The sequence below is a fragment of the Histidinibacterium lentulum genome (assembly GCF_003789055.1).
GTDB classification, from domain to species: Bacteria; Pseudomonadota; Alphaproteobacteria; order Rhodobacterales; family Rhodobacteraceae; genus Oceanicola; species Oceanicola lentulus.
The window spans coordinates 15,935-29,068 of record NZ_ML119083.1; the positions used below are offsets into that span (position 1 = coordinate 15,935).

Annotated in this window: 13 protein-coding genes; 3 read left to right on the plus strand and 10 right to left on the minus strand. The window is 69.1% G+C overall.

Features of this window, described 5'->3' with window-relative positions; all coding sequences use genetic code 11:
- Nucleotides 1-63: 63 nt before the first annotated feature.
- The 8 genes from mutL to EAT49_RS05980 all read right to left on the minus strand — a co-directional run bounded on the left by mutL (nt 64) and on the right by EAT49_RS05980 (nt 10,443).
- The gene (gene mutL, locus EAT49_RS05945) at nt 64-1,884 is read right to left on the minus strand and encodes a DNA mismatch repair endonuclease MutL (protein ID WP_123641390.1); all 1,821 of its coding nucleotides are present in this window, start codon (nt 1,882-1,884) and stop codon (nt 64-66) included.
- Nucleotides 1,885-1,951: 67 nt separating this feature from the next.
- Complete coding sequence (locus EAT49_RS05950; RefSeq protein WP_123641391.1) at nt 1,952-3,262, minus strand: M16 family metallopeptidase; 1,311 nt, start codon at nt 3,260-3,262, stop codon at nt 1,952-1,954.
- On the minus strand, nt 3,259-4,614 hold the full coding sequence (locus EAT49_RS05955) for a M16 family metallopeptidase (protein ID WP_123641392.1): 1,356 nt from the start codon (nt 4,612-4,614) through the stop codon (nt 3,259-3,261). Before EAT49_RS05955 ends, EAT49_RS05950 begins: the two co-directional genes overlap by 4 nt.
- Nucleotides 4,615-4,699: 85 nt before the next feature.
- Nucleotides 4,700-5,209 (minus strand): DUF3035 domain-containing protein, encoded by a 510-nt coding sequence (locus EAT49_RS05960; protein ID WP_123641393.1) that lies wholly within the window; start codon nt 5,207-5,209, stop codon nt 4,700-4,702.
- Between the two features lie 52 nt (nt 5,210-5,261).
- On the minus strand, nt 5,262-5,750 hold the full coding sequence (gene lspA / locus EAT49_RS05965; protein WP_123641394.1) for a signal peptidase II: 489 nt from the start codon (nt 5,748-5,750) through the stop codon (nt 5,262-5,264).
- Between the two features lie 12 nt (nt 5,751-5,762).
- Entirely contained in the window at nt 5,763-7,352 is a 1,590-nt protein-coding gene (gene purH / locus EAT49_RS05970) for a bifunctional phosphoribosylaminoimidazolecarboxamide formyltransferase/IMP cyclohydrolase (RefSeq protein WP_123641395.1), read from the minus strand.
- The gene (locus EAT49_RS05975) at nt 7,349-8,965 is read right to left on the minus strand and encodes a heparinase II/III family protein (RefSeq protein WP_246003775.1); all 1,617 of its coding nucleotides are present in this window, start codon (nt 8,963-8,965) and stop codon (nt 7,349-7,351) included. The genes purH and EAT49_RS05975 overlap by 4 nt, the downstream gene beginning before the upstream one ends.
- 194 nt (nt 8,966-9,159) lie before the next feature.
- Nucleotides 9,160-10,443 (minus strand): RsmB/NOP family class I SAM-dependent RNA methyltransferase, encoded by a 1,284-nt coding sequence (locus EAT49_RS05980; protein ID WP_246003776.1) that lies wholly within the window; start codon nt 10,441-10,443, stop codon nt 9,160-9,162.
- Nucleotides 10,444-10,516: 73 nt separating this feature from the next.
- On the opposite strand from EAT49_RS05980, the gene EAT49_RS05985 reads away from it, so the two are divergent.
- Complete coding sequence (locus tag EAT49_RS05985) at nt 10,517-10,693, plus strand: DUF1674 domain-containing protein (protein WP_123641398.1); 177 nt, start codon at nt 10,517-10,519, stop codon at nt 10,691-10,693.
- Nucleotides 10,694-10,710: 17 nt separating this feature from the next.
- Here EAT49_RS05985 and EAT49_RS05990 read toward each other — a convergent pair whose 3' ends face one another.
- Together EAT49_RS05990 and dapB are read right to left on the minus strand one after the other, a co-directional pair.
- Nucleotides 10,711-11,070 carry a dihydrodipicolinate reductase gene (locus EAT49_RS05990; protein ID WP_123641399.1) on the minus strand — a complete coding sequence of 120 codons (360 nt, stop codon included), beginning with the start codon at nt 11,068-11,070 and terminating at the stop codon, nt 10,711-10,713.
- Between the two features lie 39 nt (nt 11,071-11,109).
- Nucleotides 11,110-11,919: a 4-hydroxy-tetrahydrodipicolinate reductase gene (gene dapB / locus EAT49_RS05995; RefSeq protein WP_123641400.1), complete on the minus strand. Its 810-nt coding sequence runs from the start codon at nt 11,917-11,919 to the stop codon at nt 11,110-11,112.
- A gap of 63 nt (nt 11,920-11,982) precedes the next feature.
- Between dapB and rbfA the strand changes: the two genes are divergently transcribed.
- Both rbfA and EAT49_RS06005 read left to right on the plus strand, forming a co-directional pair.
- Nucleotides 11,983-12,372, plus strand: a complete 390-nt coding sequence (gene rbfA / locus EAT49_RS06000) for a 30S ribosome-binding factor RbfA (RefSeq protein WP_123641401.1) — start codon at nt 11,983-11,985, stop codon at nt 12,370-12,372.
- Entirely contained in the window at nt 12,369-13,103 is a 735-nt protein-coding gene (locus tag EAT49_RS06005) for a phosphodiester glycosidase family protein (RefSeq protein ID WP_123641402.1), read from the plus strand. Before rbfA ends, EAT49_RS06005 begins: the two co-directional genes overlap by 4 nt.
- Nucleotides 13,104-13,134 lie beyond the last annotated feature (31 nt).

The following is a 13,134-nucleotide window of genomic DNA, read 5'->3' on the forward strand; positions in this document are numbered from 1 at the left end:
CCTCCCGCATATCCGAACCGCCGGTTCACCCTGTCCCACACCCCGGTCCGAGACAAGGCCACCTTACGCGCGCCCGAACAGCCGCTCGATATCCGCAAGCTTCAGCTCGACATAGGTGGGCCTGCCATGGTTGCACTGCCCCGACAGCGGCGTCGCTTCCATCTCCCGCAGGAGCGCGTCCATCTCCTCCGCCCGCATATGCCGCCCGGCGCGGACCGAGCCGTGACAGGCTACGCGGCTCAGGATCGCGTCGAGCCGCGCGCCCAGCGTGCCGCTGTCGCCGAGATCGGACAGCTCGTCGAGGATGTCCCGCACCAGCGCCGCCGCATCGACGGGGCCGAGGATCGCCGGCGTCTCCCGCACCGCGACGGCCCCGCCCCCGAAGGGCTCCACAGCCAGACCCATCCGGTGCAGGTCCTCCGCATGGGACAGCAGCAACTCCGCGTCCGTGCCGGACAGCTCAACGATCTCCGGGATCAGCAGCGCCTGCGCCGCGACGCCGGTCTCCGCCATCTGTCGCTTCAGCTTCTCGTAGACCAGCCGCTCATGCGCGGCGTGCTGGTCCACGATCACGACCCCGTCCCCCGTCTGCGCGACGATGTAGGTCCCGTGAAGCTGCGCCCGCGCCGAGCCCAGCGGATGATCCCCTCGCGCCCGCTCCTCCGCCTGCACGGGCTCCGCCCTGACCGAAGGCGCGGCGGTCTCGGCAAAGCCGGGCGGGGCCTGGAAGGACGGGCGCGGCGACGGATAAGCGCGGTCCATCTGGTAGACCCTGCCGCTCACCGGCTCGGCATGCACCGCCGACAGCGTCGCGCTGGCCACCGTGGACGACGTCCGATGCCCCGCTCCGGCGAGCGCGTGGCGGATGCCCGACACGATCAGCCCCCGCACGAGGCCCGGATCGCGGAACCTGACCTGGCTTTTCGCCGGGTGGACGTTCACGTCCACCAGCTTCGGGTCGCAGTCGACGAAGACGACCGCCGCCGGGTGCCTGTCCCGGGGCAGCGTGTCGGCATAGGCCCCACGCAGCGCCCCGATGAGCAGCTTGTCGGTGACGGGCCGCCCGTTGACGAAGAGATACTGCTGCACCGCCGAGCCGCGCGAATAGGTCGGCAGGGCGGCGAAACCCGAGAGATGATGATCCTCGCGCACGGCATCGAGCGGCACCGCGTTCTCGGCGAAGGGCCCGCCCAGCACCTGGGCCGCCCGGCCATGGAGTGCGTCGAAGAGATCGCCCGACCGGGCGTCGGCGCGGAAGACGGTGCGCGCGGGCTCTTCCGTCGCGTCGACCAGGGTGAACCCGATGAAGGGCTCGGCAAGGGCGAGCCTGCGGATCGTCTCCGCGATGGCCTGCGCCTCGGCCCGGTCGGTGCGCAGGAACTTCAGCCGCGCGGGGGTCGCGTGAAAGAGATCGCGCAGCTCGACGCGCGTCCCGCAGGAGAGGGCCGCCGGACGCACCGCGGAAACCCGCCCCCCGGCCACCGCGATTTCCGCGGCCTCGCCCCCCTCCACGCGGCTGACGATGGTCAGGCGCCCCACGGCCCCGAGCGAAGGCAAAGCCTCGCCCCGGAACCCGAAGGTGCTGATGGCCAGAAGGTCCGTCCCGTCGATCTTCGACGTGGCGTGCCGGCTGAGCGCGAGCGGCAGGTCCTCTGCCGTCATCCCGCAACCGTCGTCGACCACCCGGATCAACCGCTTGCCGCCCTCTGCAATGGTCACCTCGATCCGCGTCGCGCCCGCGTCGATGGCGTTCTCGACCAGTTCCTTGACCGCAGAGGCGGGCCGCTCCACCACCTCGCCCGCGGCGATGCGGTTGATCGCACCCTCGTCAAGCTGGCGGATCACCGGGCGGGGACGGTCCATGTTGGGGTTCGCAAGGGCCATGCCACTAGGGATAGCATGGCACCGCCGTCGATGCGAGGGGAGATGGGCGCGGTACGCCCTTCCAGCGTCAACTGTCGCTCAGGCCCTCGGGCTGGCCCACGACCACGAAATGCAGCGCCTCGGGCTTCAGCAGCTCCGTAGCGACCCGGTTGACGTCCTCGAGCGTCACAGCCTCCATCTGCGTATTCCGCGTCTGGATGTAGTCGGCCGGGAGCCCGGTGAACTGCATCCCGACGAGGATGTTCGCGATCCGGGCATTGCCGTCGAACCGCAGCGGATACTCGCCCGTGATGTAGGTCTTGGCCTCGGCGAGCTGCTCCTCGCTGATGCCCTCCTCTGCCATGCGCGCCCATTCGGCGCGGATCACCTCGATGGCCTCTGCCACCCGGTCATTGGCCGAGGCGACGGAGCCGAGGTAGAGTTCGGCATGTTCCTTCGGGACGAGGTAGGAGCCGACGCCGTAGGTCAGGCCGCGCTTCTCGCGCACCTCCTCCATCAGGATCGACTGCCGACCGGAGCCGCCGAGGATCTCGTTCAGGATATGGGCCGCGAAGAAATCCGGATCGTCCCGGTCCATCCCCTCGTGCCCGAAGAAGGCCACCGATTGCGGCGAGGGAAAATCGACCACGGTGATCCCGCCCTCGAGCGCGACCTCGATCCTCTCAGGCAGGTCCGGCCCCTCCTCCGGCAGGCCCTCGAACAGCTCGTCGAGCATCAGACCCGCCTCCTCGGCGGTGATGTCGCCCACGATGGACACATGGGCGCGGGACCGTACGATCGTGTCTTCGAAGGCTTGAAGCATGTCCTCCCGCGTCAGTCCGGCAACGCTGTCGAGCGTTCCGCTCAGGTCCGAGCCATAGGGATGATCGCCGAACGCCATGGCGTAGAACGTGTCCGCGGCGATATCGCCGGGGTCCTGAGCGCGGGAGCGGATGTTGGCGACGACCTGGGCGCGGACACGGTCGAGCGCGTCCTGATCGAAGCGCGGTTCGGTCAGGGACTGGTGCAGGAGGTCGACGGCCTCTTCCCGCGTTTCGGTCAGAAACCGCGCCGAGACGGACAGTGCATCGTCGCTCACATCATAGCCGAAATCGGCGGCCATGCTCTCCAGGGCCAACTGGAACTCCTGCGCGCTCATCTCGCCGGAGCCTTCCTCGATCAGAGCGGTCATCAGGTTGACCGAACCGCGCTTGCCCTCGCGGTCGAGATTGGCGCCACCCTCGAACAGGATCTCCATGGCGATAAAGGGGATCTCGTGGGCCTCGACCAGCCAGGCATCGACACCTCCGGGGGAGGTGATCTCCTGAACCTCTATCTCGGCGGCGGCTGGGACCGCCCAGAAGGCGGCGGCAAATGCGGCGGTGGCGGCGCGGATCATTGCGAGACCTCCTCTTCTGCGGGCTCTTCTGCGGGGGCGGGGGCCGTGACATAGGCCGTGACGGAGCGTTCCGGCACCAGCACCTCCGCGGCGACGGCGAGAACGTCCTCGGCAGTGACCGCTTGGAGTATCTCGGGCCATTGCTGCACGTCCTCGACGGTGAGCCCGGAGGTCAGGGCAGCGCCATACCGGCGGGCCAACCCCTGCACGTTGTCTCGGGCGTATATTTCCTGTGCTCGCAACCGGGTCCGGATACGCTCCATCGCGTCCGGATCGGGCCCGGTCCGGAGGAACTCGGCGATCACGGCGTCCATCCGCGTTTCCGCGGTGGCCAGATCCACGCCGTCGGAGGGCGCAACGGAAATGGAGAAGGTCGTGTCGTCGAGCGACACGCCGCCATAGCCCGCCCCGGTGTAGACCGCGATGTTCTCGTCGAACTGCAGCGCCTGTCCCAGCGCCGAGGTGAAGGGCGATCCGCCCAGAAGCTCTGCGAGATAAGTCAGCGCGGCCGCCTTCTCCTGCGCGCCCGGATCACGCTCGGGTGCCAGATAGCTCCGCACGAGGTAAGGCTGCGCCACACGGGGATCCTCGTAGGTCAACCGTCGCGCGGCAAGCTGCGGCGGCTCCTCGGACCGGAAACGCTCCAGCAACTGGGGTTCTGCCGGAATCGGACCGTAATGCTGGCGCGCGAGTTCCAGAACCTCCTCGGGATCGACATCGCCCGCGACGATCAGGATGGCGTTGTTGGGCGAGTAGTAGAGATCATAGAAGTCGAGCGCGTCCTCCATGGACAGGCTCTCCATCTCGTGGCGCCAGCCGATGATCGGCACGCCGTAGCGGTGGTTCAGGTACTGCGTGGCGCGGAGCTGCTCCATCGCGATGGCGCCGGGGCTGGAATCGACCCGCTGGCTGCGTTCCTCGAGGATGACGTCCCTCTCGGTCACGATATCCTCTGGCGTCAGGCGGATGTCGTTCATCCGGTCGGCCTCGAGCGTCATCATCAGCTCCAGCCGGTCGGCAGCGACGCGCTGGAAGTAGGCGGTATAGTCGAAGGAGGTGAAGGCGTTGTCCGATCCGCCCTGGGCGGCGACGATATCGCTCAACTCGCCGGATTCGAGGTCGTCCGTCGCCTTGAAGAGCAGGTGCTCGAGAAAATGCGCAACCCCCGACTGGCCCGGAGGCTCATCCGCGGAGCCTGCACGGTACCAGACCATGTGCGTGACCACCGGCGCGCGGCGGTCCTCGATCACGACGACGTCCATGCCGTTGTCGAGCGTGTAGGTGGTGACCTCGTCGGCGGCCATGGCGATGGCCGGCAGCCAGATCAGCGCCGGCAGCAGCAGTCTCAACATGGGCTTCCCTCGCCTGTTACGACCGGTCAGAGGTATGGCCCGTCACGCAATCCGCAAGTTCGGCAACGGGCTTGTGAGGGGCGCTTTACCGGGCCGGTGGCGCCGAAGGCACCGGCACCCCGGCCTGCCGGAACCGGCCGAGTTCCGTGCGCGCGTCGAGCGCCAGCGGAGCGTAGGCCTGGAAGTACCGGTCGCCGCCGAAGATTCCCGCGCCGAACCCGCTGCGGCGGCTGCGAAACTGCGCATCCTCGGTCGCGAGCGTGCTGCGGATATCGGAAGGGACGCCGAACCGCCCTGCCGTGGCCACCAGCGCCGCGTCGGAGGCCGGAACGCCGCCAGCGAAGGCCGCGGCAGGTTGGCCCCCGAGTGCCGCGATGGCCTCGCCACGGGGATTGCGGTCCGTCCGGTTCACGCCGCCCGGCGTCGGGGGAGGCAAGACCGACAGGTTGTCCGGGATCACCAGCGGCTGGGTCGGCAACACGGAGAATTCGTCCGGGCCGGCCCCGTTCGTCGAAAGGTCACGCAGTCCGACATTCTGACCGGCGCAGGCGGACAGGGCGAGACAGACGAGGCAGTACAGTGCGGCGCGGATCATCGAGACCTCCGGCAGGTTCGGGCGCAAGGTCTAGCGCAAGGGCCGCACCCCGTCACGTCCTCTTTCTCCGGTCCTTGCCACCGCCTTCGTCGCGTCCCGCGAAGAACACAAGGCCAAGGGCGCCGGCGAACACCCCCACATCCGCCACGTTGAAGGCGAAAGGATTAACGATGCCGCAGCAGGACATGTTGATGAAATCCGCAACCGCGCCGTAGAGGATGCGGTCGACCACGTTCCCGACAGCACCGCCCACCAGCAGGCCCGCGGAGATCAGGGCAGGCCGGCCGCCGCCCTCCCGGTTGATCCAGTAGAGGACGAAGGCTGTGACGCCGAGCGCGATCGCCACCAGAAGCCACCGCGCGTCGAAGTCGGCGAAGAGCCCGAAGTTGACACCGCGGTTCCAGGCCATCCTCAGGGTGAAGAACGGCGGCCAGACGTCGATCACCGCGACGGACCTGAGGTCGAGCCAGTGCACCACGAGCCATTTCGTGGCCTGGTCCACGACGAAGACACAGAAGGCGGTCCAGTAGGTCAGGCGCATCCCCGGACTCCCCTAATGCCTGAAATGGCGCATGCCGGTGAAGACCATGGCGATACCAGCCGTGTCGGCGGCCGCGATCACCTCTTCGTCGCGGACCGATCCGCCGGGCTGGATCACCGCCACGGCCCCCGCCTCGGCTGCGGTCAGAAGACCGTCGGCGAAGGGGAAGAACGCGTCGGAGGCCACGACCGATCCCCGGGTGGGCGCCTCGGGCAAGCCCAGGGCCTCGGCCATGTCCTCGGCCTTGCGCGCGGCGATGCGTGTGGAATCGATCCGGCTCATCTGCCCCGCGCCGATGCCCACGGTGGCGCCGTCCTTCGCGTAGACGATGGCGTTCGACTTGACGTGCTTCGCCACGGTCCATGCGAACAGAAGGTCCGCCATCTGGGACTCTGTTGGCGCGACCTTCGTGACGATCCGGATATCGGCCGCATCGAGTGTCCCTGTGTCGCGGTCCTGCACGAGGAACCCGCCCGTGACAGGGCGCATTTCCAGCCCCGGTTCGGCCATGTTGGCGAGGCCCGGCGCCTTCAGCAGGCGCACGTTCTTCTTTGCGGCGAAGATGTCTCTCGCGTCGTTGTGAAAGGCGGGGGCGATGACCACCTCGGTGAAGATCTCGCTGATCGCCTGCGCGGTCTCGGCATCCACCGCCGCGTTCAGCGCCACAATCCCGCCGAAGGCCGAGGTGCGGTCGCAGTCGTAGGCCCGGCGGTAGGCCTCGGCGAGCGTCGCCCCCCGCGCGACGCCGCAGGGATTGGCGTGCTTGACGATGACGCAGGCCGCCCCGCCCGCGGGCAGGAATTCTGACACCAGCTCATAGGCTGCATCGGTGTCGTTGATGTTGTTGTAGCTCAGCTCCTTGCCCTGGAGCTGCTCGGCGGTCGCGACGCCCGGACGGTTCGAGCCGTCCACATAAAAGGCGGCGCGCTGGTGCGGGTTCTCGCCATAGCGCAGTCGCTGGCGCAGCTTGCCGCCCAGAGTGCGCCAGGGGGGCGTTTCAGCGCCGGTGTGCCGGGCCATCCAGGTCGCCACGGCGGTGTCGTAGGCCGCGGTCCGCCCGAAAGCCGCGAGCGCCATGCGCGCGCGGAACTCGGCCCCCGTGCCGCCGCCGGTGCGCCTCATCTCCCCGAGAAGGTCCGCGTAATCGGCCGGGTCGGTGACCACGGCGACATGGGCATTGGTCTTGGCGCCCGCGCGGATCATCGCGGGACCGCCGATGTCGATGTTCTCGATGATCTCCGCGGCGTCGGCGCCCGCGGCGACGGTCTCCTCGAAGGGGTAGAGGTTGACGATCAGGAGGTCGATCGGCTCGATCCCGTGCTCCTCCATAGCAGCCTGGTGCCCGGGATCGTCGCGCAGCGCGAGAAGCCCCCCGTGGATGCGCGGATGCAGGGTCTTGACCCGCCCCCCCATGATCTCGGGATGGCCCGTGACATCGGCCACGTCGCGCACCGTCAGACCCGCATCGCGCAGCATACCGGCAGAGCCTCCCGTGGAGAGAAGCTCCACCCCCGCGGCCTCGAGTTCCGTCGCCAGTTCGATCAGACCCGACTTGTCGGAGACGGAGATCAGCGCGCGGCTCAAGGGGACGACATCGGTCATGGAACTTCCTCGCTTTCCATCTCCGCGGCGAACGGTGCCTGTACCAGGTCGCGCAGCGCGACCGGAGTCTCCTGCGACTTGGCCAGAAACCAGCGGACGCGCGTCGCATACGCCACCGCGAAGCCGGATAAAACCACCTGCCGTGACGGCCGCGGGCGAAGCTGACCGATCTCCATGTATACGGACCTGTCCAGCGTCACGCCCGACGAGCCGTCCCGACTGAGCACCCAGACCTCGCCCGATGCGAGGCGCAGCCGCACCGAGGCGCCATCCGTGTCGGCCTCGGTGACCACGTCGGGATGCAGGTGGAACCGGATGTCGAAGGGCACGCCCCGGAAAGGCGAGCGGGCCAGCGCCGCTTCGAACACAGCGCGATCCCGTTCGTCGAGCGTCGTGATGACGTCCTCGCCCGCGACCATCCGCCCGTCGAGCGCCAGATCGAGTGTCCGCGCATGGGTCAGGCCGTAGTCGGCGCGATAGCCGTCATGGGCGGATTCGAGGCGCAGATGGTCGTCGCCGCGGATGATCCGCGCCTGGACTTCGCTGGGCGGCGGCACGATCCCCGTAGGTGTCAGACGTCCCGGCGACCGGTCGTCGAGGCAAAGCCCCGAGTGGCTCGCCGCTTCGCGCGCGGCGCGGTGCCAAGCCATGCCGAGACCGGTAGCCGGCCCCGCCCCCACGATGACCGGCCTGCGTCCCGATGTCAGCTCGAACGCGAGAAGCGAGGCTTGGGCCTCTGCCCCGCGCGGAGGCACGGAGACATCCGCGATCAGCGTCGTCCGTCCGGCCGCGAGGCGCGCATATCCTGCAGGAAGCCTCTCTGGCTCGGGTCTCTCCCGCACGCCCGAGGCGGCCAGCGCGGCGTCGAGATCACCTTCCGCCGTCCGCGCGCCGCCGTGGAACCGCGCAAGGCCTCCGTCCGCATGGCGCAGCGCGCGCAACGCGGGCGCGAGCCTGCTTCGTGCTGCCGACACCTGCGGGGGCACGGTGAACCCCCCGTCCTCCAGGGTCTCCGCGCAGGCATTGAGCAGAAGCAGCGCTTCAAGCATGTCGGAAGGCTTTCGCGACGCAAGCCCGCCGTCGGCCTCGATCGCCTCGTCGCAATGCTCCGCCAGAGCAAGAACGCCCGGCGCCGCCAACTCCCGGTGACCGCGAAGCAGGAGCCCTGCGACGACCAGCCCGGCAAGGGCCTCGAACCGCGGCAGACCGGGGTCCGCCCTGCGTGCGCGCCGCCCGAGATAGTGTGCATGGCCCGACATCATCCGTGTCAGACGGTCGCTCTCCTTCTGCGGCTGGGACCTGAGGAGGAACTGCGCATGGGCTGCAAGACGCAGCGCCCGCCGGCCCGCGAGCTGTGGTGTCCAGCCCGGTCCGCGTCCCCCTCCGAAATGCCTGTCCCAGTCACGAACCCAGGCGCAGGCCGTCAGTCGCGCCCGGCCGTCCCCCGCCGCCACCAGGTCGTCGAGCCACCCGAACCCGTGCATCGCCGCAGCGGCGTCGTCATTCTCTGCCGTGACATCCCAGAGCGACTGATCCGGCCCGAGGCTGACGATCTGGCTCGCGAAGAGACCGGTGCCCGACACGAGCCTGCGTCCCTGGACGAAATCGCCCACCAGACGAGGCTCTGGCGCACGCAGAAAGCCCGCAGCCCGCGACTTGCGCGCCGCCCTCCAGGCTGCGGTGCTGTCGGCGAGGCGCCGAAAGCGCCCGGTTCCGCGGCGGGTCGCGTCCACGTCTGCTGCCTCGAACAGGGGGACATCCTCCCCTTCTTTCATTGACGACAGGATAGCCAAGATGCCCTGCCCTGTCACGCGGCCTTGATCAGCACCGCCATGAAGAAGCCATCCATGCCGCCGCGCTCGGACCAGTGATCGGGTCGCGTCCTCAGTCCTCCCTCGGGCGCGGCCCATTCGGGGTCGATCCAGGCGGCTTCGGGCAGCGGCGCCATGGCAAGGCCGGGATGTCGCAGAAGCGCCTCCTCGACCTGGACCTCGCCCTCGTCGGGAATCAGCGAACAGGTGCAGTAAAGGAGCCGCCCGCCGGGCTTCAGCAGGGTCAGGGCATGGTCGATCAACTGCGCCTGCTGGACGATCAGTTCGTCGATCCCGGCACCGTCGCGTGCGACGGGCAGGTCGGGATGACGGCGGATCGTGCCGGTCGCCGAACAGGGCGCATCGAGGCAGACGGCATCCCATCCGCGCTCCTCGTATCGCAGTGCATCGCCTGCCACGATCTGTGCGGCAAGGTCGCATCGCCCGAGGTTCTCGGCGACCCGCGCCAGCCTCGCCTCGCTCAGGTCGAGCGCGGTGACCTCCGCCCCCGCAGCGGCGAGTTGCAGCGTCTTGCCCCCCGGCGCGGCGCACAGGTCGAGCACGCGCTCACCCTTGGCCGGCGCCAGCAGGCGCACGGGCAGGGCCGCGGCGGCGTCCTGCACCCAGAACCTGCCCTCGGCAAAGCCAGGCAGGGCCGTGACCTGTGCGGCGCCCGTGTGGCGCAGGCTCCCCGTGGGCAGAACCGTGGCGCCTATCTCGGCAGCCAGTGCCTCTGCATCAACGTCCGACCGCGGAGTCAGATCGAGCGGCGCCCCGCGCACATGCGCGTCCTCGATCCGCTGCACCGCCCTGTCACCCCAGGCGTCAACCAATGGGCGGCGCAGCCAGCGCGGCAGAGTCGGGACGGGCAGCTTCTCCCAGTCCTCCGGCGTCAGCCCCTCCAGCTTGCGCAAGACCGCGTTGACAAGGCCCCGGAACGAGGCGGTGCGTTGTGACTGGCCAGCGACCTCCACCCAGGCATCCACCACGCCATGGGCGGCGGCCCCCTGCGCGAACTCCACCGTCGCGAGCCGCAGGATCGCCAGAGCCGCCGGCGGCGGCCTGCGGGCGAGATGGGGTTTCAGCACCCGATCCGCCCGGGCCGCCTGCCGCAGCGCCTCACCCGCGAGCCGCATCGCGCGGGCCCTCTCCTGTGGCGCGAGCCCGGCCAGGACGGGCGTGTCCTCGTAGAGCATCCGCCCCCGTTCGGTCACATCGCGCACCAGGGCGAGGGCGGCGCGGCGGGGCGCAAGGCCCTTGCGATCAGAGGTCTCGGCCAAGCTGGCGCTCCTTGTTGGCGGGCGTCGGCGGCGTATATCGGGATGGAACGCACGACAAGCCGGAGGAGACCGCATGTCCGACACCGAAAGAGAGCTCCCCCCCGCGGCGCAACGCGCGCTGGCCGAAGCGGAGGCGCGGCGCAAGGCAGCCAGGGACGAGACGCTGCCGGTGGAGCTGGGCGGACGTGACGGTCCGGAGCCGGTGCGCTATGGCGACTGGGAAAGAAAGGGGCTCGCGATAGACTTCTGACCAGCGAACGCGCGCCCTCAACGGATCGTGAAGCGGGCAGTGTCCCCCTGACCCTGGTCAGCCGTGAACCGCAGCCGGGAGCCGTCCACCTCCACGAGCTGGCAGTTCTGCGGCCATGATCGGCTGCCCCAAGACAGAGTCCGGCAGAAATAGCCATCCTGCCAGCTCCAGCTTCCCGTCACCTGTTCGCCCTGCGCCGTCCCGCCGATGCTGCCATCTGCGCCGACTGCAAGGGAAATGCCAAAGAGCGGGATCGCGAGCGTCCGGCCCTCAACTGTGGACAGGAACACGCCCCGGTCGCGGATCGGCGAGAAATCCGCCGCGGCGGGCGAGGCGATGACTAAGGCGAGTGCGAGGAGGCTGAATAACCGGGTCATGCCTTGTCTACGTCCCGATGGCCATTTCGGTTCATCCGGTCACAGGCCGAGGACGTCGATCATCGAATACTCGCCCGGTGCGCGGTCCTGCCCCCAGAGCGCCGCCCGCACCGCGCCACGGGCAAAGATGGCCCGGTCGGTGGCCACGTGCCGCAGCACGATCCGCTCTCCCGGTCCGGCGAAGAGGACGTCATGCTCGCCCACGATATCCCCGCCGCGCACGGCGGCGAAGCCGATGGCACCTGGCCTGCGCGCGCCGGTCATGCCGTCCCGTCCGCGATCGGCAACATCCTCGAGCAACACACCCCGGCCCTCCGCCGCGGCCTCTCCCAGCATCAGGGCGGTTCCGGAGGGGGCGTCGACCTTGCGCGAATGATGCGCCTCGACGATCTCGATGTCGAACCCCTCCCCCAGGGCCTCCGCCACGCGTCGCGTCAGTGCGACCAGCAGATTGACGCCGAGCGACATGTTCCCGGCGCGGACGATCGGTGCGTGGCGCGCAGCGGCGGCGATCGCGGCAAGGTCCTCGGACGACAGACCCGTCGTGCCGATGACATGCACCGCGCGGGCCTGGGCCGCGAGGCCGGCGAAGGCGACCGTCGCCGCAGGCGCGGTGAAGTCGATCACCGCCTGCGCCGTCGCGAAGGCCTCGAGCGCGTCATCGGTCACCGTGACGCCCAGGGCCGCGCCGCCCATCGCCTCGCCCACGTCGCGTCCGATCCAAGGATGGCCTTCGCGTTCGAGCGCGCCGACAAGGCGGCACTCGCTGGACGCCGTGACTTCGCGCACAAGCATCTGCCCCATCCGCCCGGAGGCGCCGGTGATCACGATCCCGGGGGTCTCCTCCATCACAGTCCTTTCCGGCTCTACGGCATCCTTTTCTTCACATCCCGCAGGGCTTACATCGCGCTCATGGCGAAGCATAGACACAATGAAGGCCCCTCGCAGCGTCAGCTGCGCGTGGGAGAGCTGATCCGGCGCACCCTGTCGGACGTGCTGATGCGCGGCGACATCCACGATCCGGACCTCTCGGGCCGCTCGATCACCGTGGGCGAGGTGCGCACCTCGCCCGATCTCAAGGTGGCCACGGCCTTCGTCCTGCCGTTGGGCGGGCGCGACGTCGAGGTCGTGCTCGAAGCGCTCAACCGCAACCGGGGAGAGCTTCGGCGGGTGGTCGGCAAGGCTCTGACCCTGAAGTTCGCACCGGAGCTGCGGTTTCGCGCGGACGAGACCTTCGACAGGATCGACGAGGCACGCGAGCTCTTCGCCGACCCGAAGGTCAGCCGGGATGTCACGGAATGATCGCCCGCGCGGCGATCGCCGCCGCTCTCCTGCTTCCATCGCAGGTCGGGGCCGTTGACTGCCGGGAGGCGGACTGGCGCGGCAGATCCTTCACGATCTGCGAGGTGGACCCGGCCTCGGAGCCGCTGCGTCTCTTCCACAAGGATGCGCAAGGCACGCCGTTCCGCAACTTCCGCGCGGTCGAGAGCGAGCACGGCCGGCTGGCCTTTGCCATGAACGCGGGCATGTACCACGACGACCTCTCCCCGGTGGGCCATTACGTCGAGGACGGGCGCGAGACGATGCGGGTGATCCCCAATGCCGGTCCCGGCAACTTCGGAATGCTGCCCAACGGCGTCTTCTGCATCGAGATGGACCGGGCGAGGGTGATCGAGACCCGCGCCTTTATCGCGGCACCTCCGGACTGCACCCATGCCACGCAGTCGGGTCCGATGCTGGTGATCGACGGTGCGCTGCATCCGCGGTTCATAGAAGGCTCCGACAGCCGGTTCATCCGCAATGGCGTGGGAACGTCGGCGGAGGGCGACCGCGTGGTTTTCGCGATCTCCGAGGAGGCGGTGAACTTTCACGACTTCGCCACCTTCTTCCGGGACGGGCTGGGGCTGGACGACGCGCTCTATTTCGACGGCAAGATCAGTCGGCTGCACGCACCCGGAATCGACCGGTCCGATCCGGGCTGGGCCATGGGCCCCATCGTCGGAGTTCTTGACCGTCCCGTCCCCGGAGGCTAGCAGCCCGGCTTCCTGACAGGCGGAGGCGAGA

Bases quoted from the DNA above. Each gene is read 5' to 3' on its own strand.
- mutL (WP_123641390.1), bottom strand. From the start codon at position 1,884: ATGGCCCTTGCGAACCCCAACATGGACCGTCCCCGCCCGGTGATCCGC.
- EAT49_RS05950 (WP_123641391.1), bottom strand. From the start codon at position 3,262: ATGATCCGCGCCGCCACCGCCGCATTTGCCGCCGCCTTCTGGGCGGTC.
- EAT49_RS05955 (WP_123641392.1), bottom strand. From the start codon at position 4,614: ATGTTGAGACTGCTGCTGCCGGCGCTGATCTGGCTGCCGGCCATCGCC.
- EAT49_RS05960 (WP_123641393.1), bottom strand. From the start codon at position 5,209: ATGATCCGCGCCGCACTGTACTGCCTCGTCTGTCTCGCCCTGTCCGCC.
- lspA (WP_123641394.1), bottom strand. From the start codon at position 5,750: ATGCGCCTGACCTACTGGACCGCCTTCTGTGTCTTCGTCGTGGACCAG.
- purH (WP_123641395.1), bottom strand. From the start codon at position 7,352: ATGACCGATGTCGTCCCCTTGAGCCGCGCGCTGATCTCCGTCTCCGAC.
- EAT49_RS05985 (WP_123641398.1), top strand. From the start codon at position 10,517: ATGTCCGACACCGAAAGAGAGCTCCCCCCCGCGGCGCAACGCGCGCTG.
- EAT49_RS05990 (WP_123641399.1), bottom strand. From the start codon at position 11,070: ATGACCCGGTTATTCAGCCTCCTCGCACTCGCCTTAGTCATCGCCTCG.
- dapB (WP_123641400.1), bottom strand. From the start codon at position 11,919: ATGGAGGAGACCCCCGGGATCGTGATCACCGGCGCCTCCGGGCGGATG.
- rbfA (WP_123641401.1), top strand. From the start codon at position 11,983: ATGGCGAAGCATAGACACAATGAAGGCCCCTCGCAGCGTCAGCTGCGC.
- EAT49_RS06005 (WP_123641402.1), top strand. From the start codon at position 12,369: ATGATCGCCCGCGCGGCGATCGCCGCCGCTCTCCTGCTTCCATCGCAG.